Annotated in this window: 20 protein-coding genes and 1 tRNA gene; 16 read left to right on the top strand and 5 right to left on the bottom strand. The window is 64.9% G+C overall.

Annotation, left to right across the window (positions count from 1 at the left end):
* Positions 1 to 516: 516 nt before the first annotated feature.
* Complete coding sequence (locus B5F70_RS03230; protein WP_087204135.1) at positions 517 to 1,083, top strand: anhydro-N-acetylmuramic acid kinase; 567 nt, start codon at positions 517 to 519, stop codon at positions 1,081 to 1,083.
* 42 nt (positions 1,084 to 1,125) lie between these two features.
* Here the strand turns inward: B5F70_RS03230 and B5F70_RS10730 are convergent, their stop codons facing one another.
* Positions 1,126 to 2,160, bottom strand: coding sequence for a C39 family peptidase (locus B5F70_RS10730; protein WP_206383488.1), 1,035 nt, complete (start codon positions 2,158 to 2,160; stop codon positions 1,126 to 1,128).
* A 147-nt stretch (positions 2,161 to 2,307) separates the two neighbouring features.
* Between B5F70_RS10730 and B5F70_RS03220 the strand changes: the two genes are divergently transcribed.
* From B5F70_RS03220 to B5F70_RS03165, 12 genes are all read left to right on the top strand, one after another.
* Positions 2,308 to 3,252, top strand: a complete 945-nt coding sequence (locus B5F70_RS03220; protein ID WP_087204134.1) for a zinc dependent phospholipase C family protein — start codon at positions 2,308 to 2,310, stop codon at positions 3,250 to 3,252.
* 100 nt (positions 3,253 to 3,352) lie between these two features.
* Entirely contained in the window at positions 3,353 to 4,603 is a 1,251-nt protein-coding gene (locus B5F70_RS03215; protein WP_087204133.1) for an MFS transporter, read from the top strand.
* Positions 4,604 to 4,704: 101 nt separating this feature from the next.
* Positions 4,705 to 5,334, top strand: a complete 630-nt coding sequence (locus B5F70_RS03210; protein WP_256363445.1) for a QueT transporter family protein — start codon at positions 4,705 to 4,707, stop codon at positions 5,332 to 5,334.
* 125 nt (positions 5,335 to 5,459) lie between these two features.
* Positions 5,460 to 6,647 carry a glycosyltransferase gene (locus B5F70_RS03205; protein WP_087204132.1) on the top strand — a complete coding sequence of 396 codons (1,188 nt, stop codon included), beginning with the start codon at positions 5,460 to 5,462 and terminating at the stop codon, positions 6,645 to 6,647.
* Positions 6,648 to 6,650: 3 nt separating this feature from the next.
* The gene (locus B5F70_RS03200; protein WP_087204131.1) at positions 6,651 to 8,003 is read left to right on the top strand and encodes a histidine kinase; all 1,353 of its coding nucleotides are present in this window, start codon (positions 6,651 to 6,653) and stop codon (positions 8,001 to 8,003) included.
* 114 nt (positions 8,004 to 8,117) lie between these two features.
* Entirely contained in the window at positions 8,118 to 8,834 is a 717-nt protein-coding gene (locus B5F70_RS03195; RefSeq protein ID WP_087204130.1) for a LytTR family DNA-binding domain-containing protein, read from the top strand.
* A gap of 129 nt (positions 8,835 to 8,963) precedes the next feature.
* Positions 8,964 to 9,431, top strand: a complete 468-nt coding sequence (locus tag B5F70_RS03190; protein ID WP_087204129.1) for a metallophosphoesterase family protein — start codon at positions 8,964 to 8,966, stop codon at positions 9,429 to 9,431.
* Between the two features lie 637 nt (positions 9,432 to 10,068).
* A tRNA-Asp gene (locus B5F70_RS03185) sits at positions 10,069 to 10,146 on the top strand.
* A 232-nt stretch (positions 10,147 to 10,378) separates the two neighbouring features.
* Positions 10,379 to 10,873 (top strand): Rrf2 family transcriptional regulator, encoded by a 495-nt coding sequence (locus tag B5F70_RS03180; protein ID WP_087204128.1) that lies wholly within the window; start codon positions 10,379 to 10,381, stop codon positions 10,871 to 10,873.
* 8 nt (positions 10,874 to 10,881) lie between these two features.
* Positions 10,882 to 11,841, top strand: a complete 960-nt coding sequence (locus tag B5F70_RS03175; protein WP_087204127.1) for an adenine glycosylase — start codon at positions 10,882 to 10,884, stop codon at positions 11,839 to 11,841.
* Between the two features lie 235 nt (positions 11,842 to 12,076).
* Complete coding sequence (rbr, locus tag B5F70_RS03170) at positions 12,077 to 12,616, top strand: rubrerythrin (protein WP_087204126.1); 540 nt, start codon at positions 12,077 to 12,079, stop codon at positions 12,614 to 12,616.
* 236 nt (positions 12,617 to 12,852) lie between these two features.
* On the top strand, positions 12,853 to 13,407 hold the full coding sequence (locus B5F70_RS03165; RefSeq protein WP_087204125.1) for a hypothetical protein: 555 nt from the start codon (positions 12,853 to 12,855) through the stop codon (positions 13,405 to 13,407).
* A gap of 54 nt (positions 13,408 to 13,461) precedes the next feature.
* Here B5F70_RS03165 and nth read toward each other — a convergent pair whose 3' ends face one another.
* From nth to B5F70_RS03150, 3 genes are all read right to left on the bottom strand, one after another.
* Positions 13,462 to 14,121: an endonuclease III gene (nth, locus tag B5F70_RS03160; RefSeq protein ID WP_087204124.1), complete on the bottom strand. Its 660-nt coding sequence runs from the start codon at positions 14,119 to 14,121 to the stop codon at positions 13,462 to 13,464.
* 1 nt (position 14,122) lies between these two features.
* The gene (gene rmuC / locus B5F70_RS03155; protein ID WP_241145887.1) at positions 14,123 to 15,496 is read right to left on the bottom strand and encodes a DNA recombination protein RmuC; all 1,374 of its coding nucleotides are present in this window, start codon (positions 15,494 to 15,496) and stop codon (positions 14,123 to 14,125) included.
* Between the two features lie 153 nt (positions 15,497 to 15,649).
* Positions 15,650 to 16,375: a UTRA domain-containing protein gene (locus tag B5F70_RS03150; RefSeq protein WP_087204122.1), complete on the bottom strand. Its 726-nt coding sequence runs from the start codon at positions 16,373 to 16,375 to the stop codon at positions 15,650 to 15,652.
* A gap of 379 nt (positions 16,376 to 16,754) precedes the next feature.
* Between B5F70_RS03150 and B5F70_RS03145 the strand changes: the two genes are divergently transcribed.
* The 3 genes from B5F70_RS03145 (at position 16,755) to B5F70_RS03135 (ending at position 20,576) form a co-directional block, all read left to right on the top strand.
* The gene (locus B5F70_RS03145) at positions 16,755 to 18,341 is read left to right on the top strand and encodes an alpha-glucoside-specific PTS transporter subunit IIBC (RefSeq protein ID WP_087204121.1); all 1,587 of its coding nucleotides are present in this window, start codon (positions 16,755 to 16,757) and stop codon (positions 18,339 to 18,341) included.
* 179 nt (positions 18,342 to 18,520) lie between these two features.
* Positions 18,521 to 19,864 carry a 6-phospho-alpha-glucosidase gene (locus B5F70_RS03140; RefSeq protein ID WP_087204120.1) on the top strand — a complete coding sequence of 448 codons (1,344 nt, stop codon included), beginning with the start codon at positions 18,521 to 18,523 and terminating at the stop codon, positions 19,862 to 19,864.
* Positions 19,865 to 20,042: 178 nt separating this feature from the next.
* A complete protein-coding gene (locus B5F70_RS03135; protein WP_087204119.1) occupies positions 20,043 to 20,576 on the top strand; it encodes a pyridoxamine 5'-phosphate oxidase family protein in 534 nt (177 codons plus the stop codon).
* On the opposite strand, the gene B5F70_RS03130 is transcribed toward B5F70_RS03135, so the two are convergent.
* Positions 20,573 to 21,307, bottom strand: coding sequence for a UTRA domain-containing protein (locus tag B5F70_RS03130; RefSeq protein WP_087204118.1), 735 nt, complete (start codon positions 21,305 to 21,307; stop codon positions 20,573 to 20,575). The two genes, B5F70_RS03135 and B5F70_RS03130, sit on opposite strands and share 4 nt — an antisense overlap.
* Between the last annotated feature and the right edge of the window lie 171 nt (positions 21,308 to 21,478).

The following is a 21,478-nucleotide window of genomic DNA, read 5'->3' as shown; positions in this document are numbered from 1 at the left end:
AAGCGCAAGGCGACAAGACGAAAATGCGCATGGCCGGCGGCCTACAATCGTTCCCGTGTGCGCGCATGCCACTTTCGCCCCTTCCAAGAGGCCTGAAAGTGGCGTTCTCGCACACGGGAAGATTCTGGGTCTGGCGAAGGATGCCGACGCCTACTTACAGAGTGCGGGGAGCCTGAGGCTGAGGCCTAGGTTTGTGCTGCGTTGTGTTACGAGAGCAACCAGGCGAGGACGGGGGCGAGGTTTGCGTCCCATGTGGTCCAGAGATGTTCCCCGGGACCTTCGACGGCGGTGAAGAGAGATCAAGCATGGTGCATCCAATCGCAATCTCGTTTTCGCCGGTGGGCCATCGGGGTGTCGGCGCAACGGCGGGGTGCGCGGGCGCGTCCGATGTTTCAGAAGATAAAGCAACGCGCATGTTTGAACAAGGAAGGGGCGCCTTCTCGCTCGGTGTCAGCCGCAGGATGAGGCTTGCGCGCGCAACGATTTGAGAGACATAAAAAAGGGCAGGTAGATGGCATGGTGGCGGGTGGAGCGGATGCGCGCCTGCTGAGCTCGCTTAACATGGAGCTCGGCCAGCTCTTCTCCGATGCTGTCGGACGCATCTGCGACAAAGCGGGCGTCGACCCCTCGTGGCTCGGGTTTGTGGCAAGCCGCGGCCAGACCGTGTGGCACGAGCCAGATGCGTCGCGCGTCTATGCGGATGGCAAGCGCTACCACGCCCCGACGCTCCAGCTCGGCGAGCCCGCCCTCATTGCCCACGACCACAACGTGCGCGTGGTCGCCAACATCCGGGCGATGGACATGGCGGCGGGCGGTCAGGGCGCGCCTTCGGTGCCGTTCTCCGAGGTCGTGCTCTATGGGGCGGACGATTGCAACCGCGCATCGCTCGCGGGCGCACCCGTCAACATCACCGTCATGGTCGCGCTGCCGCTGCTTATCGCCGCGGCGCTTGCGGGAACGCGCTTTTTTGTGGACACAGACCGAGGCCTTTGCCGGGGCGCCCTCATCACTTTTGCCGTCGCGTGGGCGGCGTCGCTTCTCGTGTGCTGGCTCGTGCTCTACCAAGGGGTCATGCCGTTCTAACGCGGCTTTCGCGCGGCAGGCGAGGGGCGCTCCTCCGGCCCGTTATGCGGAGTACGCCCAGTAGTTGCGCGCGTCGTTCATGATGACGGAGAGGTCCCACGAGACCTCGTTGTCCTCCGGCGCGTTAGGGTTGTGCATCCGCACCCGCCCGTCGGTATCGACGCCGGTGAGGACGAGATAGTGGCCCACCTCGGTAAACGTGCCGGGCGCGACGTTGACGATGATGGGGTGGCCCGCCTCGAGCTCAGACGTGATGTCTGCCGCCACGTTCGGCAGGGTGCGCACCGTAAGGCCGAGCGAGGCGGCGCCGTCTTGCATGAAGCGCCACGAGGTGCTGCTGTCTTCCACGTATCCGTTCTCCTCGCTATAGGCGGCCATTTCGACCGGGCCGAGCGAGGTGTCGCCCGTGAGCGCGATGTAGACCATCGCGAGGCAGGTGACGCCGCAGCCGTTTTTGGCCATCGTGCCGCCCGCGTAGGGCTCATCGGCCCAGGCGGGGTCGGTCTGATAGAGGACGGGGATCGTGCCCTGCCGCCATGCGCTCCGCGGGGTGGAGGCGGGCCCTGTCGCGGCGGCTTCCTCGTCTTCGGTAGTCGAGTCCTCCGTATCGTCGGCGCTCTGGCCGGTGTTCTCGTCTGCGGCGGGCGCCACGGTTTCGGGCTCCGCAGGCGGGAAAAGCCATGCGCCCATGGCCTGCACGCCGGCGATGACCCCCGCGCCGACCACCACCACAATCGCTACGGTGACGGCGACGACGGGCCAAGAGAGGCGGCCGGCGGCGGCTTGCGGCTGCAGCCTTGGGCGCCGACGGTTTGCGGCAGACGCGGGCGCACCGCGCCGTGTGCCGCGGCGGGAGGCGGGGGTGCTTGGGCGCTCGTGATACGCATCATCGGTAGTGGGGCGGCGCGCCGGCCGGTCCTCTACCGACGAGACGGCGCGCATGCGATGTGAGGCGAGGGCTACGTGGGGAGACCGCCTGCCGGTATCGCCTGCAGAGCCGTACGGCGCGCGCCAGCGCGTAGGGCGCGGCGTAGGCGCGCCGCCGTCAAAGGCACGATGTGGACGGTTTGCAGGCATAGGGCAACCTTTCTGTTACCCAGAGTGTAGCAGCGCGCGCCAAAAACATGCCGGCTTCTCAGGGGATTCTGGGCATAATGGAGGGCAGTACACAATTTGCCGACGTCGGCCGCCGCGCCGCGCCCGGCCTCTCGATAGGAGCGCCCTATGCCCGCACTCGTAACGCATCACCTGTTTGGTGAGGAGAGCATCGACCGCCTGCCCTCGGGCGTCATCACCTCCGAGGATGAGCGCGCCGCCTTTCTGATCGCCAACCAGGGCCCCGATCCGTACTTCTTCCATGTTCGCTCGCTCAACGTCAAGGGCTCGATGGAGTTCGGCCGCCGTCTGCACCGCTGCCGCATAAGCCGGCAGTTCGCCGCCCTGCGCGAGGGTGTGGAGCACCTGCAACGCCACGACGCGGGCGTGGGCCGCGCTTTCGCGCTCGGCCTGCTCTCGCACTACGTGCTCGACCGCGCGGCGCATCCCTTTGTCTACGCGCAGCAGTGGGGCATCCAAGAGCTCGACCCCTCGCTCGAGAACGCGGGCTCGCAGGTCCACGGTATTATCGAGAGCGATCTCGACGTGCTCATGCTGCAGCTCAAACGTGACGGCGCCACCACGGCGGCCTATCCGCCCGAGAGCGAGCTCATCACCACCGCGCGCATCAACAAGGTCGCCGGCGCGCTCATGAGCTTCGTGGCGACGAGCGTGTACGACATGCACGTGAGCGCCGCTGAGTACGGCGGCGCGGTGGCAGATATGAAGCTCGCCTACCGCGTGATCGAGCCGGCGGGGTCGCCCCTCTCCTTTGTGCTGGGTACGGCCGAGGGCCTGGTAAAAGATTACTCGCTCATAGCCTCGCTTGCCCACCGCGTCACCACCGAGCCGCCGGCCGGTGCGGGCAATCTCGACCATCGTCGCTGGGAGGACCCCTTTACGCGCGTCGTCTCCTACGAGAGCTTCCCCGAGGTGTTCGAGCGGGCGCTCGATACCTATGCAGACGAGGCCTCGCGCTTTGTCATGGGGGTCGACACGACCGAGATCACGCGTCATATCAACTACTCGGGCCGCGTGCTCGAGGCGCATGAGGAGTTTGAGCGCGAGGAGTAGACGCTCTCGCAAGCTTTACCGTTTCGTGACGTGCGCTGCCGCGCCGCCTGCCGTACCATAGTGCCATCTGATTGGTTGGGGTTGAGGAGGCGCGGCGCGCATGAAATACACGGCACTGGAGCGCAACTGGGTAATGTATGACGTGGGCAACTCGGCCCTCGTCTTGCTGAACACCTCGGTGGTTCCCATCTATTTCGATGCCATCAATACGGCGGCCAACTCCGCCGAGCTGGTGACCGCGTGGGCCAATGCCCAGACCATCGCCTCGCTCGTGGTTGCCCTTCTCATGCCCGTCTTGGGGTCGCTCGCCGACTTTGCGGGCAACAAGATCAAGTTCTTCCTCGGCTTCTTCCTCACGGGCCTGGTGCTCTGCTTCGCGCAGGCGCTTCCCATGGCGGCCATGCCGTTTCTGGTCATCTACGTGCTCTGCACCATCGGCCTCAACTCGTCTATGACGTTTTATGATGCGATGCTGCCCGACGTCACGACTGACGAGCGCATGGACGCCGTCTCGAGCTCGGGTTACGCGTGGGGCTACGTGGGCTCCTGCGTGCCGTTCATCGTCTGCATCGCGCTCATCATGGGCGGCCCCGCCGTGCTCGGGCTCGACATGCTCCTCTGCACGCGGCTCTCGTTTGTCATCACGGGCGTGTGGTGGCTGCTCTTCACCATCCCGCTGGTGCGCACGTACCGCCAGCGCTATGCGAAGGAGCTCGCCCCGGGCGAGACCTTTGCCTCCGAGGTCAAGCGCACCATCACGGGGCTTTTTGCGACCATGCGCCGCATCGCGGGCGACCGCGCGCTCCTCATCTTCATGATCGCTTTCTTCTTCTATATCGACGGCGTCCACACCGTCATCTCCATGGCGACGACGTACGGCACCGCCCTCGGCATCGACTCCACACAGCTCATCTTGGCGCTGCTCGTCACCCAGTTTGTCGCCTTCCCCTCGGCCATCATCTACGGGCGCCTTGCCAAGACGCAGGGCACGCTCAAGATGATCATCATCGCGGTGGCGGCCTACGTGGCGATCGTGCTCTTTGCGGCGTTCTTCCTAAAGTCCGCTGTCGAGTTCTGGATTCTGGCCATTTTGGTCGGCATGTTCCAGGGCGGTATCCAGGCCCTCTCGCGCAGCTACTTTGGCAAGCTCATCCCTAAGGAGCGCGCCAACGAATACTACGGATTCTTCGATATCTTTGGGCGCTACGCATCCGTTATGGGAACTCTGCTAGTATCGGTGGTGACATCGCTCACGGGCGATCCTTCTTTAGGAGTGCTTTCCATCGGGATCTTGCTGGTCGTGGGCTTTGTCATGCTCATGAGGCTCGTCCGCATCAAGGGTGTCGCCTAAGGCGCGGGGTTTGGCGCCGGGCGAAGACGCGCTCGCCTAATCGATGGGGGAGGGCCGAGGGGCATCAGTAAAGCCCTCCAACCATCAGAAGGTGATCCAACGTGAAATCACATGACATCGCCCAAACGGGCATGATCGCTGCCGTCTACGCAGCGTGCACCCTCATGACCATGCTCTTTTTGGGCAACCTTGCGTGGGGCCCCGTGCAGTTCCGCGTCTCCGAGGCCCTCTGCGCGCTCGCGCTTTTCACGCCGGCGGCGGTGCCGGGCCTCACGCTCGGCTGCGCTTTGGCCAACGTCGCCAATATCGCGCTTTCCGGCACGGGTGCGCTCGGACTTCTTGACGTAGTGTTTGGCTCCGCGGCGACATGCGCGGGCGCACTCGTTACCTGGAAGCTCCGCCGCCACCCGGCGCTGGCGCTTTTGGGCCCCGTGATCGCCAACGCGGTCATCGTGCCGGCCTACCTGCCGCTGCTGCTCACGGCCACGGGTTTCTACACCATCCCCTTCACGTCCATCTCGCTCGACGGCGCCTATCTCCCCATGTACCTCTTTGGTCTTGTGGCGACCGCTGCGGGCGAAGCGGTTATCATGTATGTGTTGGGGTACCCCCTCGCCCGTTCTCTGGCGCGCGCCCCGTACTTTCGCGCCCTTTCGCCCTTCGAGGCAAAGGCCGCGGGCACGGCCTCGGCGTCCGCCGGCGCAACGGGTGCCCACGGCTCCGGCTGCTAGGCTAGGCAAACGCTGCTTGCCTCCCGCCTTTGTGCATCCGCCTGCCTAAAGCGACGATGCGGGGACCAAGTAGGTCGCGGCGCCAAGCGCGGGTGCCGCTGCCTTGGGGTGGGAGCGTGAAGACGATGGCACAGCGGGCCACGATCATTATCCCGACGTACTGGGCGAGCGCAAGCGATGCGCTCGACGCTCCCGGTGCGTATGACCATGCGACCGAGCTGGGTGCGTCGCAGCCCGAGCTCGAGCGCTGCCTGGCCTCGCTCGAGAAGGTGCGCGACCTGCCCCGCATCATCCTTCTGGTGGTGTGCCCGCTTTCGGCCACCGTCGAGGTGAGCCGCCGCGTGCACGAGATCGTCCGGGCGCACCCCCGCCTGGCCGTCACCGTCGTCACCAATGTGGAGGCGGCGCGCATCGCCGACCGCGTGGGCGAGCTGGCGCCCGCGGGCACGGGCGAGTGCGTGTCCCTGCGCGGCTATGGCGCCATTCGCAACATGGGACTTGCCGTCGCGTGCATCCTGGGGTGCGACACCGTTATCTACCTGGACGATGATGAGGTCGTGACCGGTGCCGACTTTATGCGCCGCGCCCTCTACGCCCTCGGCCACGAGACGCGTCAGGGGCTCCCCATCCTCGCCAAGACGGGCTACTTCTACGACCGCGCCGGCTCGCCTCTGGCCGACACCTCGCGCGCCGGCCTTGCCAACCGCTGGTGGACCAAGCGCCCTGAGTTCAACGCATGGATGAAGCGCGCCCTCGCGAGCACGCGCATCTCGCGCTCGAACTACGTGTGTGGCGGCTGCCTCGCCCTCACATCCCGCGCCTTCGCGCAGGTGCCCTTCGACCCCTTCATCACCCGCGGCGAGGACTTGGACTACCTGTTTAACCTGCGCCTGGTTGGTCTCGATATGTGGTTCGACAATCAGTGGAGCGTGCGCCACCTGCCGCCGGAGTCGCGCGAGATGGCCCCGCGCTTTATGCAGGACGTCTACCGCTGGTACTACGAGCGCGCCAAGCTCGTCCACGCGAGCCATCAAAACGAGCTCGTCGCCGTGACCCCCGCCTCGCTCATGCCCTATCCAGGGCCGTGGATCTCGGGCGAGCTTGACGAGCGCGTGCGCAAGACCGCCCTCATCCGCATGCTCGTAACGCGCGAGCACCTCGGTTACCTGAGCATCTTGCGCCGCGGCCGCGCCGAGGCGGAGCGGTATGCCCGCGATCACCAAGATGCGTACCTGCGTTTCTGGCGATTCTGGCCTACAATCGTCGATGGACTGTGGAGCAACCGCGAGCTTGCGGCGCTTATGGAGGATTAACCGATGGCATCGACGACACGGGGGCGGCGTGCAACCGACTTCGCGCTCTGGGCGGGTACGGTGGTGTGCGCGTGCATCATCGCCGTCATCCTGCTCTATCTGTTTACCACGCACGTTGAGTTCACGCTCACCGGTGTCGCCACGGTGGCGTTCGTCGTGTTCCTCGTGCTGTTCGCGCGCCTGTGCCGCAATCCCGATACGCTGCGCTCCCGCTATACCGAGGAGACGCTCTCGGTGGCGTCCGAGATGCTCGAGGCCCTGCAGGACGGTCTTACCGCCGAGAGCGCGTCGGCCATCTGCGAGCGCCTCATCCCGCAGACGCGCGCGAGCACCATCGCCATCACCGACACCGAGCGCGTGCTCGCCTGCGTTGGCGATTTCGCCGACGATTTCCCCGCCGGCTCGCCCATACACACCAAGGCGACGCGCTATGTTATCAAGCACGGCATCGTCCAGTCGTTCATGCATCCGCTCGAGGTCGCGGGGGAGAACGGCCGCACCCGGCTGATCCGCGCGGGCATCATCGCGCCCCTCAAGGTGGGCGAGCGCACCATCGGCGCCCTCAAGTTCTATTTCAACGCGCCGCGCGCCGTCAACCGTACGCAATATGCCCTCGTGACGGGCTTCTCGGAGCTTCTCTCCACCCAGCTCGCCATCCACGAGCTCGAGATCCAAAAGGAGCTCACCGCCCGCGCCGAGGTCCGCGCGCTGCAGGCGCAGATTAACCCGCACTTCCTCTTCAACACGCTCAACACCATCGCCTCCTTTACGCGCACCGACCCCGTGCGCGCCCGGGAGCTGCTGCGCGAGTTCTCATCGTTTTACCGTGCCACGCTCGACAACTCAGGCTCGCTCATCCCCGTCACGCGCGAGGTCGCGCAGACCAAGCGGTACCTCACGTTCGAGCAGGCCCGTTTTGGCGAGGACCGCATTCAGGCGACGTTTGAGGTGGATGATGACGTGGCCGATACCCCGGTGCCCGCCTTCATCATTCAACCGCTCGTGGAGAACGCCGTCCGTCACGCGCTCTCGGACGAGGGGGCGCTTCACATAGCGGTGCGCGTGCGCGCGAGCGGCGACGAGGCCCTCTCCATCGAGGTGGCAGATGACGGCGTGGGTATGGATGACGAGACGGCGGCGCGCCTGTTCGACGCGTCGCTGCCCAAGCCCGACGCCCAGGCGCCGCAGGGCGGGGGCGCCGGCGTTGCCATGCGCAACATCTCCGAGCGCATCCATCGTTTTTACGGCCCGCACTCATTTGCGCGCGTCGCCTCGACTCCCGGCGAGGGCACGACGGTTACATTGCATCTCGATTTGGTCGACAGCATCTTTGCGCGGGATGATAGGGTAAAATAACTAAACGTCCGTGTCGGTGCGGACGTATCGATGGGAAGCCCGCTGCGTGCGGGCGCGCCCCGCGGGGCTTATGCTCCGGGGCAGTCGGTAGAAAGGTCGAAAGGGATCGTGTCAATGCTCCGTGCCATGATTGTCGATGATGAGGCCCCCGCCCGTTCCGAGTTGCGTTTTCTGCTAGAGCAGACGGGAAAGACGAGCTCCATTATCGAGGCTTCGAGCGTGCGCTCTGCCATTGAGAAGCTGATGGAGAACCGCGTTGACGTAGTCTTTCTTGATATTTCTATGCCCAGCGCCTCCGGTCTGCAGCTTGCCGAGGCCCTCCATAAGCTTAAGAACCCGCCGGCCATCGTCTTCGTCACCGCCTACAGCGATCATGCCGTCGAGGCGTTTGACGTCGACGCCGTGGACTATCTGCTGAAGCCCGTGGAGGAGGACCGCCTCGAGCACGCCCTCGCCAAAGTTGCCGGTCATGTGAAGCCGCAGCCCGAGTCCAAATCGAGCATCGAGCGCATCCCGGTGGAAAAGGGCGGCCGCAAGGTGCTCATCCCCGTCGACCAGATTCGCTATATCATGGCGAAGGATGACTACTCCTGCATCTTTACCGACGACGACCGCTTCCTCTCGACCACATCGCTCGCCCAGTTCGAGGCGAAGCTCGGTGACTTCGGGTTCTTCCGCGTGCATCGCCGCTATATCGTCAACCTCGCCTGCGTCGAGGACGTCGAGACGGTGCCCTCGGGTGCCATTCAGCTCGGTATCACGGGGACCGACGAGCGCGTGCCCGTCTCGCGTCGGCGCGTCGTGCCGCTCAAAAAGGCGCTCAGCCTGTAGACCGCCATGGGGCTCGGTGCCGCGATACGCCGCTGGCTGGGCATCGGGGACACTCATGGGGAATCTGTCACCATCCAGGAGATATGCTACACTCCCAGCTCGGATAGCCGAGTAAAGGATGTACGCGATATGAAGCGCATCGATATCATCTCCGACACGCACGGGAGGCTCTCGCGCTCCCTTTTGGCGTCGCTCGAGGGAGCCGACCTTATCATTCATGCAGGCGACATCACGTCCGAGGCGGATTGGGAGATGCTTCAGACCATTGCTCCCATCCGTGCCGTGCTGGGCAACAACGATACGTACTATTACAAGTACGAGCCCGCGCTCAAGCGCCTCAACACGTTTGAGTACGAGGGCCTGACGTTTGCCGTCTCGCATTATCGCGAGGATCTGCCCGTGGGCGCGATCGACGTGGGCGTGTGCGGCCACACGCATCGGGCGCGCATCGCCGAGCAGGGGCGGTGCCTCGTTATCAACCCGGGTTCTGCCACCAGCCCGCGCGATTCGGCGACGCCCACCATGGCACGTATGTACGTGGCCGAGGGCGCCGTTCAGTCCGTCAAGATCATCAAGCTCGAGAGCGCCTGGGCATAAGGGCGTTAGGGGATACGGGCGCAAGGGGATTATCTTGCGCCCCTTGTATCGCTCTTTGTGGCGCTGCGCCTGTGCGTAAGCGCTCCGTCTCGCGATTCGCCATCCCGTCGCCCGCCCTTAGCGGGCGCGCCGGCCGCTTACCCGCGGCCTCACCACCAAGCACGTGTGCTACATTACCGCGAACTGTACGGTGTACATTGCAAGGCTTTTTGCCGTCCCCTCGGTGCAATATCGCGCGCAATGCACCCGGAAATGCGCTGCAGAGGAGAAAACGGACCCGGGAGTACATTGCGAGGGGAAATGTACGGCCCGCCACCTGCGGTTCTGCCGACCGTACATTCGCGGGTTCATTGCCGGGTTCATTGCCGCGAGAAATGCACGGCGGCCCGGGCAAAACGCGCGGCAATGAACCCGGCAATGTGCGGTTGGGGCGTTGAGGTGCCGGGGAGTTCGAGAGCGTCCGGCAAGAGTCGATTTAGGGAACGCTGATGACTTGGTCGATGGCGGCAGGGGGCTGCCCTGTGGGCGCCGTCCACGGCTCACGGCCTGCCTGTTCGCGGACTCAAAAAGTTTTTCAAAAAAGTACTTGCGCCCGCAAACAGCTTCTGTGTATACTAGCTCTCGCAGCATTTGCTGAGGGGAGTTAGCTCAGTTTGGTTAGAGCGCCGGCCTGTCACGTCGGAGGTCGCGGGTTCGAGCCCCGTACTTCCCGCCATTGACTGCTTGAGACCCTGCCTTCGGGCAGGGTCTTTTGCTATTGCGACGCGCTTCCCAGACCCCCCCCGCGACAGGGCATGCGCCCCGCGGACAATCCATGCAGAATGCGTGCCCCGTGCCGCCCGATGGTATAGTACCTAGCGCGTATCAATTTGGTTATCGAGGCGCCTGCTCACACGGGCGCGCGATGTCGCGCCCACCGTTTGGGCGCGGCGGTGTGAGGGGGCGACATGGATATTTCCAGAAAGACGGACTATGCGCTGCGCATCCTTTCCATCTTGGTGGAGAACGAGGGTACGCTCCTGTCGGTCCGCACGGCAGCCGATCGGGTTAGCGTCCCCTATTCTTTCGCGCGCTCCATCCAGCACGGTTTGGTGCAGGCCGGCATTATCGAGAGCCTGCGCGGCGTCCACGGCGGCATGCGCCTTAAGGTCGATCCCGCCGACGTGACCGTTCGCCAGGTGGTCGAGGCGGTGCAGGGCCCCCTCTACTTCAACGATTGCACCGCGCCCGACGGATGCTGCGAGCGCATGGACACCTGCTGCTATCATCCGCTCTGGACTGGCCTAACCGAGCTTGTGGCCAACTATCTCGATTCGGTCACGCTTGACGATGTCGTCCATCATCGGCGGTTCCCCGCGGTGGACGCGCAGTTTGCCGAACGCGATGCCTTTTGCGCATATGCGGGGTGCGGCCCCCATTGGAACCTCGAGGGTACGCGCTAGGGCCTGCGATGGAGGTCTCGTCGTTTCGTCAGCTGATGCGTGCCGAGGGCACTGCCCGCTATCGCGACCTCATGTGGCGGCGCACGCGCGATCCCTACATCATCTGGCTTTCTGAGGTCATGCTCCAGCAGACGCAGGTGCCGCGCGTAGAGGTGCACCTGCCGCGCTGGCTCGAGCGCTTCCCGTCGCTCGCGGCGCTTTCCGAGGCGCCGGTGGCCGACGTGCTCGCCCAGTGGCAGGGCATGGGGTACAACCGCCGCGCGCTCGCCCTGCACGAGGCGGCGCGCCAGGTGATGGAGCGCTTCGACGGCGTGTTTCCGTCCGCGACGGCCGATCTCATCTCGTTGCCGGGCATCGGGCCCGCAACGGCGCAGGGGATTCGCGCCTTCGCCTTCGACCTGCCGGGCGTCTATCTCGAGACCAACGTGCGCACCGTGTTTTTGCATCACTTCTTTCCCGATGTGCCGGGCGTTCCGGATCGCGAGCTCGTTCCGCTTATCGAGGCGACGTGCCCCGCGGCGCCCGCGGGGGAGGATGGCGGGGCAAGCGCTCCGGATTCTGCGGGGGCGCCTCTCGCCCCAGGTGCCGCACATGATGTCGCACCCTTCGCCACACCGCTTGATGCTGACGATACGCCGCGCAACTGGTACTACGCGCTGCTCGATTACGGCGCGTATCTTAAGAAGACCATCCCCAACCCGTCGCGTCGTTCCGCCGGTCACGTGCGCCAGAAGCCGTTTGAGGGCTCGCGTCGTCAGAAGCGCGCCGAGGTGGTGCGCCTGCTGCTTGCGGCGCGCGAGGACGGCGCGTGCGGGCTTACCGCCGCCGAGGTGACGGCGGAGCTCGATGCGTTTGAGGCCAAGGCGGGGCGCGGTCCCGTCGAGCGCGGGCTCGCGGAGGAGCTGCTTGCCAAGCTCGCCCAAGAGGGTTTCTGCGTCGCGCAAGATGGCCGCTGGTCCATCGCCTAGCGTATGTCGTTCGCACACGGCGCGTGAGCCCGGTACCTTTCGCGCCGGTGCATCCGCTCCGGCGATGCCGGGTGCGTGAGCGCGTTTCTCGGGGCCATCCGTTAAATGAGGCTAACTACGTAGCAATTATGGACCGTAAATCATAAGAGGTGGGGCGGGGTTATTGGGTATACATTGCTATACGCGCATCGCCTGCGCGTGACGTATCGTTCTCATAGAAGGGAAAGGGATACCCATGGACTTTGAGAACTCCCAGACAAAGAAGAACCTCGAGACCGCGTTTGCCGGCGAGTCGCAGGCGCACACCAAGTATCGCTACTATGCCTCGCAGGCCAAGAAGGACGGCTACGTTCAGATCCAGAACATCTTCATGGAGACCGCGCTCAACGAGTCCGAGCACGCGAAGCTCTGGTTCAAGTACCTGCACGGCGGTGCGGTTCCGGGCACGCTCGACAACCTGAAGGACGCCGCGGCGGGCGAGAACTACGAGTGGACCACCATGTACGATGAGTTCGCCAAGACCGCCGACGAGGAGGGCTTCAAGGAGATCGCCGCCAAGTTCCGTGGCGTCGGTGCCGTCGAGAAGGCGCACGAGGAGCGCTATCTCAAGCTCGCCGAGCGCGTCGAGAAGGGCGAGGTCTTCGATCGCGAGGGCGTGAAGGTGTGGAAGTGCCTGAACTGCGGGCATCTGCACGTCGGCCCTACCGCCCCGCAGCTGTGCCCCGTCTGCGCTCATCCGCAGAGCTACTTCGAGGAGCAGGTCGTTAACTACTAAGGTCTGAGTACCGACTGGCTGAGGAGGTCCCGTCCGGTCTCGGTTTCACCCCGCGCGCAAGCGTCGGCGGCAGGTACCGAGGTTCCGGGCGGGACCTTATTGGTATCGGGCCGTCGGCGCGCCGGTGCGCGCACGGCAGCCATCGTCCGCCGCCCGACCGGTTCTTGACAACGCGCCCTCAGGGGTCCATGCTGAGGGTTCCGTCTCCGCACTCCTCTTGATGAGGAGGTTGTGTCATGGACCTGTTTATCGAGACGGACGAGATGCGCGCTCAGCGCCGGGCGGCCGCTGCGGGAGGGCCGCTCGAGCCGTTGTTTGTACCGCCCCGTCAACCTGTGGTTGAGGGTGCGCCCGGTGGATTGACGGGCGGCGTTGCGCAAAACGAGGCATCAGCGCCGGCGGGCCCTGCGGGACGGCAGGTGGATGGCGCGCGCCGTTCGGTGCGATCCGGCGCCGCGAAATCCGCGGCATCACAGGCGTCCGCGCAGGCGCGCCCGGACCGCTCGTATTCTCTCGAGCAAGAGCAGTACCAAGAGGCGCTTGCCTACGACAGACGGCGCACGCGGCGGCGCAAGCTCGCGGTCGTGCTGCGCACCCTTGCCATCATCCTTCTCGTCCCCGTCGCCCTCGTGTTCCTGTTTGTGGCGAGCTACCTTCTTACCTGCATCTATAACGGAGCCTCTCCCGATGAGCTGGGTGGGCTTCTGGCAGACCTCGCCGCACGCGTGCAGGAGCACGTGGCCGTGCTGGGGGCGCAGGTGACAGAATGGCTCGACACTTTTGGGAAGTAGGGCGAAGGATGCCCTGCGGGCGCTGTCCGCAGGGCATCGCACGCGACGGGGACGTTACACGCGGACGCTCGGGCAGAGGTCGGCCAGCGGGCACACGTCGCAGCGGGGCGAGCGCGCGTCGCAAATCTCGCGGCCAAAGCTGATCCACTGGTGGTTGACCTGGCTCCAATATTCGCGCGGCAAGATCTTAAGGAGGTCCTGCTCGGTTTTGAGCGGTTCTTTGGCGTGGGTCTTGGGTGAGAGCATCAAGCGATGGGCGATGCGATTGACGTGGGTGTCGACCGCGATGCCCTCCACGATGCCGTAGCCGACGTTCAAGACGATGTTGGCCGTCTTGCGCCCCACGCCGGGCAGCTTCACGAGCTCCTTCATGTCTGCCGGCACCTCGCCACCGTAATCGGCGACGAGCATCTGGGCGCACTCGACGGCATGGCGCGCCTTGGTCTTGTAGAAACCGAGGGAATGGATGACCTCGCCCACCTCTGCGGGTGTCGCCTGGGCGAGCGCCTCGGGCGTGGGCCAGCGTCGGAACAGCTCCGGGGTGACCTTGTTTACCTGTGCGTCGGTCGTCTGCGCCGAGAGCAGGACCGCGATGACGAGCCGGAAGGGGCTGGCATGGTCGAGAAAGCACTCAACCGGTCCGTAGCGGCGGTTGAGGCGCTCGCAGACCTCGATGGCGCGGGCGCGCTTTGCGGCATTGGTCTCACGTGGCATGTCAGTTCTCCTTGCTGGCGGGTGCGCCGTCCGCGGGTTCGTCGTCCGCAACCCCTAAGATGCGCGCCGCCTCGGTGGGGTCGTCGAGCTCGGTGATGCTCCGCAGCTTGCGCTCCATGGCGCGCGAGCGCGTCCCCACGAGGGTGTCGACGGTGCGGGACACGGTTCCGAGCTGCTTCTGCGCTTGGCGGAGCATGGTCTGATAGGTGCCGAACTCCGTCTTGACGGCGGCGAGCACCGTCTGGATCTCGCTCGCCCGCTGCTGGATCGCCACCGTCTGGAAGCCCATCTGCAGGCTGTTCAAGAGCGCCGCCATGGTGCTCGGGCCCGCAACGTTGACGCGATAGGTGCGCTGCAGCTCCTCGAGCAGGCCGGGGCGACCGGCGACCTCGGCATAGAGCCCCTCGAAGGGGAGGAAGAGGATGCCGAAGGTGGTGGTCGACGGGGGAGCGAGGTACTTGTCGCGGATGTCTTTCGCCTCGTCCTTGAGGCGCCGCTCGAGCTGCTTCCAGGCGGCCTCGGCGGCGGACGCGTCGCCGGCGTCGAGTGCCGAGCGCAGGCGCTCGTAGGTATCGGCGGGAAACTTCGCATCGATGGGCAGGTAGACGGGCGCCCCCGCGTCGCCGGGGAGCTTAACGGCAAACTCGACGCGGTTGGCACTGCCCGGCACGGTCGCCACGTCGCGGTCGTACTGCCCGGGGGCGAGCATCTCGGCAAGAATCGCGCCGAGCTGCACCTCGCCCAAGATGCCGCGTGTCTTGACGCCGGCGAGCACGCGCTTGAGGCCGCCCACGTCGGCCGCGATGCTCTGCATCTCCCCCAGGCCGCGCCCCACCTTGTCGAGACTCTCGTTCACTAACGCGAAGGACTGCGTGATGCGGTCGTTCAGGGTCTTTTGCAGCTTTTCGTCCACGGTGGTGCGCATCCGGTCGAGCTGCGTGTTGGTGTCGGTGCGAATGTCGGCGAGTTGCCGGTCGAGACTGCCGCGCACGGCGGTGAGCTGGCCGGTAACGGCCTCGGTCATCTGCGCGAGCCGCGTATCGAGGGCGCGACGGTTCTCGTCGAGCTGCTGGGTCGTCTCGCGGCGGGCGCCGTCGGCGCGCTCGCCCGAGGATGCGACGGCGTGCGCGAGGGCGTCGTAGCGCTGCTGGCCGAGCGCCGCCTCGGTGGTGGCGCGCTGCATCAAGAGGCCGAGTCCCTCGCGCAGCTGGGCGATCTCGGCGCGCTGTGCCTCAAGCTCGCGCGCCGCCTGCTCGCGGAGGCCCTGCTCCTCGCGCGCCCTGCGCGCGGCCTGCCGCGTGTACCAGATGCTCGACAGCACCGTCCCCCACACGAGGGCGATGGCGGCGATAAGGACGATGTCAAAGGGGTCCATCATGTGCTCCTCGGTTGCCTTGGCCCGCACGGGCGGGTGGGGCTATTATACCGGGCGGCTGCGCGGTGCGGGCGCGTCGCCCGCCTGTCCCCAGCGTGCGGGCGCAGGCTCCGGATGCGTCGGTTCGTCCTCGTGCCCTTTCCGGCGGCCCCGTTAGCGCACGGGGCGCACAGCGGTTTCGTTGTAGGAGAAGAAGCCGGGCCGCTGGCGCGATTCGGTGTACTCGATCATGATGCCGTCGGCGTCAAAGGTGTGCGACCGCATGACACCCACCGCGTTGAATCCGTCGAGGTCGATGTTGCGCTCATCGGCTTCGGTGGCTGCCTCGATGGTGATGATGCGGCGGCTGGTGGCGATTTTGATGCCGAGCACCCCTTCGAGATACTCGTACACGGACTTCTTCACAATCTCGGGCGTGAGGCCGGGCACCTCGCTGGCGAGGTAATAGCTCTCGTCGGTGGAGATGGCGCGGCCGTCCGCCGTGCGGGCCCTCAAGATGTGGGCAAGGCGGCTGCCGACCTCAAAGCCCGTCTGCGCGGCGAGCGCGTCGCCGGCGGTGAGCTCCTCGCAGACGAGGACCTGCGTGCCGCCTACAAAGCCGCGGCGCCGCGCGAGCTCGTTGAAGGTCTCGAGGCCGTTGTAGCCCGCGGGGTTGGTGATGGTGGGATTGCGTATGACGCGCACGCCCTTGCCCTGTTGCGCCTGCACGTATCCGTCTTGGGCGAGCATGCCGAGCGCGCGGCGGATCGAGCTGCGCGAGCAGTTGAAGAGCTGGGTGAGCTCCGCCTCGGAGGGCAGGAACGACTGGTAGCCATACGTGCCATCTTCGATGTTCTCGCGCAGGTCGTGATAGATGTCCATAAAGACGGCTTTAGGCATGGGGTCCTCCTGTACGTACAACTTATAGTGAGTGTGGAGCAACGGCGGGGCGGTGTCAAATGACGTGTGCGGTGCGTAAACCGCGATGAAACGTTCGTCTTGCACGCTGCTTCGGCGTGCTGCCCCCGCACGGGATTCCCTGCGGAGCCGTAGAAAGCCGTTCGCCGGAGAAAACCTGCCGTTTGCCGGAGATGTGAAAAACATGTACGAACAAGATTGACTTGTACGTACAAGACAGGCATTATGGCATCATAACTTGTACGGACAAGCTGCTGTCCGCGGGGCGCCACGTCGCAGCCGGTGCGTTTGTGCAAGAATCTGCTTGCATGCACGACGCATCGCCTGGGTCGTGCATACCGGGGAAAGGGGATTACCTGCCATGATGCAGAAAATCCAAAAATTCGGCGGAGCCATGTTCACGCCCGTGCTGCTGTTTGCATTCGCCGGCGTGGTCATCGGCCTCGGCACGCTGTTTACCACTGAGGTAATCTTTGGCCCGCTCGCGGCGCCCGACACGCTCTGGTACGGCGTGTGGAACGTCATCCTGCAAGGCGGCTGGACCGTCTTCAACCAGCTTCCGCTGCTGTTCGCCGTGTCGCTTCCTATTGGCCTCGCCAATAAGCAGAACGCCCGTTGCTGCATGGAAGTGCTCGTCGCCTATCTCACCTTCAATTACTTCGTGTCCACCATGCTCTCCCAGTGGGGCGGCGTCTTTGGCGTAGACTTCAGCGCCGAGACCGGTGGCACCTCGGGCCTTGCCATGGTCGCGAGCATCAAGACGCTCGACATGGGCATGATCGGCGCCCTTGCCATCTCCGGCATCGTAATCGCGCTCCACAACAAGCTCTACGACACGGAGCTGCCCGAGTGGCTCGGCGTGTTCTCGGGCTCGACCTTCGTCTACATGATCGCGTTCTTCGTCATGCTGCCGACCGCGCTTCTCGCCTGCCTCGTCTGGCCGCACGTCCAGGACGGCATCCGCGCCTTCCAGGTGTTCGTCTCGACCGTTGGCCTGCCCGGTGTGTGGATCTTCGCGTTCCTCGAGCGCGCCCTCATCCCGTTCGGCCTGCACCACCTGCTCTACAGCCCGTTCTACTATGACAACGCCGTGGTGAACGGCGGCATCTACGCGGCCTTCGCCACGCAGCTGCCCGAGATCGCCGCTTCCACCAAGCCCCTCACCGAGCTTGCCCCGTACGCGGCCTTCACCTGCACCACCTGGTCCAAGATGTTCGGTTGCCCGGGTATCGCGCTCGCCTTCTACTTCACAGCTAAGCCCGAGAAGCGCCAGGAGCTGCTTGGCCTGCTCATCCCCATCACGCTGACCGCCATCTTCTGCGGCGTGACGGAGCCCATCGAGTTCACGTTCCTCTTCATCGCGCCTCCGCTCTTCATCGTGCACGCTGCCCTCGCAGCGACGCTCGCGGTTGCTATGAACGCTGTTGGAGTTGTGGGTGTCTTCGCCGGTGGCCTCATCGAGATCGCCAGCCTGAACCTCATCCCGCTGTGGGCGAACCACTGGATGACCTACGTCATGGGTCTTGGTGTCGGCCTGGTCTTCACCTTCATCTGGTTCGTGGTGTTCCGCTTCCTCATCCTGAAGTTCGACTTCAAGACCCCTGGTCGCGAGGATGACGAGGAGATCAAGTTCCGCAGCAAGGCCGAGTACCGTGCGGCCAAGCAGGGCGACGGCGCGGTTGCGCTCGACGCCGCCGAGGCTGAGAACCCCTACGCCGTTACCGCCGCTGCCTGCATGGAGCTCGTCGGTGGCCCCGACAACATCGTGGACGTGACGAACTGCGTGACTCGCCTGCGCCTGAACGTCAAGGACGAAACGAAGGTCGCCGACGACGCCGACTTCAAGTCCATCGGCACGAGCGGCTGCATGAAGCGCGGCAAGTCCGTCCAGATCATCATCGGCCTCAAGGTCGCCAAGGTCCGTGACGAGTTCGAGAAACTCATGTAGTATCTGTCCCCTTTCGTGAGGGCGCGAGCTCGGCGCCCGCGCCCTCGCGCCGATTCTCGGGTAGGGGTACACCCTCTCTCAACCCCCGCCCGTGTCATATACGCGCCGCACCGTCCGTGGTCGCAGCGGTGCGCGCGCAGCCACAAGCCCCGCGACCGGGATTCTAAGGAGGATCCACCATGGCAGAGAAGTCCTATGCGGTAACCATCGCAGGCGGCGGATCGACGTTCACCCCGGGTATCGCCCTCATGCTCCTCGAGGAGCACGACCGCTTCCCCGTGAACAAGATCACGTTCTACGACAACGACGCTGAGCGCCAGGAGATCGTGGCCCGCGCCTGCGAGATCTACTTCCGCGAGAACGCGCCGGAGATCGAGTTCAGCTACACCACGGACCCGGAGACCGCCTTCACCGGCATCGACTTCGTGCTCGCCCACATCCGCGTCGGTAAGTACGCCATGCGCGAGAAGGACGAGAAGATCCCGCTGAAGTACGGCGTCCTCGGCCAGGAGACCTGCGGGCCTGGCGGCATCGCCTACGGCATGCGCTCCATCGGCGGCGTCATCGAGATCCTTGACTACATGGAGAAGTGGAGCCCCGACGCGTGGATGCTCAACTACTCCAACCCGGCCGCCATCGTCGCCGAGGCCTGCCGCGTGCTGCGTCCCAACTCCAAGATCATCAACATCTGCGACATGCCGATCGACCTGATGGACAAGATGGCCGTGATGTGCGGCATCAAGGACCGTCGCGAGCTCCAGTACAGCTACTACGGCCTCAACCACTACGGTTGGTTCACCAAGATCTTTGACAAGGACGGCAACGACCTCATGCCGGAGATCAAGCGCCACATGGCCAAGAACGGTTACCTCGATGGCATCAGCCACGAGCCCGGCCAGGAGCAGCACATCGACGAGTCCTGGATCCACACCTTCGGCAAGGCGAAGGACGTCTACGCGCTTGACCCCGACACCATCCCCAACACGTACCTCAAGTACTATGTCTTCCCGGATTACGTGGTGGAGACCTCCAACCCCGAGTACACCCGTGCCAACGAGGTTATGGACGGCCGCGAGAAGCGCGTCTTCGGTGCGTGCCGCGAGGTGATTGAGAAGGGCACCGCCGAGGGCTGCGGCTTCGAGGCCGACGCGCACGCCACCTACATCGTGGACCTCGCCTGCGCGCTCGCCGAGAACACCATGGAGCGCTTCCTGCTCATCGTCCCCAACGACGGCGCCGTGTCGAACTTCGACCCGACCGCCATGGTCGAGGTGCCCTGCATCGTGGGCAAGAACGGCTACGAGAAGATCTGCCAGGGCCAGGTTCCGCAGTGGCAGAAGGGCATGCTCGAGCAGCAGGTCTCCGTCGAGAAGCTCGTCGTCCAGGCGTGGGTCGAGGGGAGCTACCAGAAGCTCTGGCAGGCGCTCAGCCTCTCCGCGACGGTGCCCTCCGCCAAGGTCGCCAAGCTCATCCTGGACGACCTCATCGAGGCCAACAAGGGCTACTGGCCTGAGCTGCACTAAGCAGGTGCGTTCTGACCCCAAAAGGGGCTAGCTGCCACCATCCTTACGCTATCGGCGGGCGGGCGCGCACGGCGCGTTCGCCCGCCCTCTGCTAGAGGTGTCCGGACCGGCGCCTGCTATGATAGACGGCGTATGAGACGGTGCCCCACTGTCCATCATCCCAGAAGGAGGCCGAACCATGATTCGTGCGGACCGCGAAATCACCGATCGGGAGCAGCAGCTCGCCATCCTGCGCGACTGCGACGTCTGCCGGATCGCGCTCAACGACCCGGCAGCGGGCGTCCCCTATATCGTGCCGCTCAACTTTGGCGTCGACGTAGAGGGCGACGAGGTCTACCTCTACTTTCACAGCGCGCGCCGCGGCGAGAAGCTCGATCTCATCGCCCAAGACCCCCGCGCGTCGTTTGAGGTCGACTGCGACCACCGCTTCATCTTCTACGACGAGCGCATGAGTTGCACCATGGGGTACCGCAGCGTTATCGGCCGCGGCACGATCGAGATCGTGCCCGACGACCAGAAGGTCGCAGGCCTCAAGATCCTTATGCGCCACTACCACGAGGACGATTTTCCCTTTAACCCCAAGACGGTGCCGGCAACGACCGTCTACCGCCTCAAGGTCGAGGCTATGACGGGGAAGTTCCGCGATAACGAGCATCCGGGCGAGCATCGTCTGCCGCTGCCCGAGACCGGACCGGCGGCGAAGCGGGCCTAACCGCGCGGCGCGCTCGAGCGGAAGACCGTCTCGTGCACCGCGAAAAAGGAGGGTACCTGCTTGGTCTCGGTGTACTCCATGAGGGTGCCGTCGATGCGGTAGGTCTTGCCGCGTACGACGGCGACGGCGCCAAAGTCGCCGACATCGAGCCACAGCAGGTCGTCTTTGGTGGGGCCCTCGATGGTGATGTCGCGCGTGCCTGAGCCGATTTTGATGTTGAGGTCCTCCTCCAGATAGCGGTAGATGGAGTCCTCGGCGATCTGCGGCGTGAGGCCCGGTACGGTCGAGCTCAGGTAGTAGCTGTCGTCGCTGCCGACGCCCACGCCGTCGGCGTAGCGGATGCGCTTCACGCGCGTGAGGTCGCTGCCCACGGGAAACCCGGTGACGGAGGAGAGCGCCTCGTCGGCGGTTAGCATCTCGAATACGCTCACGCGGGTGACGAGGGTAAAGCCGCGCCGCGCGGCGATCTCCTTGAACGTCTCGAGGCCGTCCATGCCGCGGGGCGGTTGCTTGGTGACATCGCGAATGACGCGCACACCGCGCCCCTGCTGCGGCTGAACGTACCCCTCGGCGGCAAGCGCCGCGAGCGCGCGGCGCACCGTCGTGCGCGAGCAGCCGTAGAGCTCCTTGAGTTCGTTCTCGGAGGGCAGATACGACTGATAGGGGTAGTCGCCGTGTTCGATGGCCTGCTGCATGTCGGCATAGATATCTTGATAGACGGATTTAGACATAGCGGGTGTCACGTCCGTTTCTGAGGGTGAAAAGTATAGACAAGTGACAGGGTAGTGAGTCGCTCGCGGCCCGTCAATAAAGGGGTGCCCCGCGCGGAGGCGGGGCACGGCAGATGGGGATGCCAGATAGCGATCTGCGCTTAAGGCGGATGCGGCGCGGAGCATGACCGG

Source organism: Collinsella sp. An268, from assembly GCF_002159765.1.
Taxonomy (GTDB): domain Bacteria; phylum Actinomycetota; class Coriobacteriia; order Coriobacteriales; family Coriobacteriaceae; genus Coprousia.
Note: the sequence above shows the minus strand (reverse complement) of the source record. Positions and strands in the feature narration are given on the sequence as shown.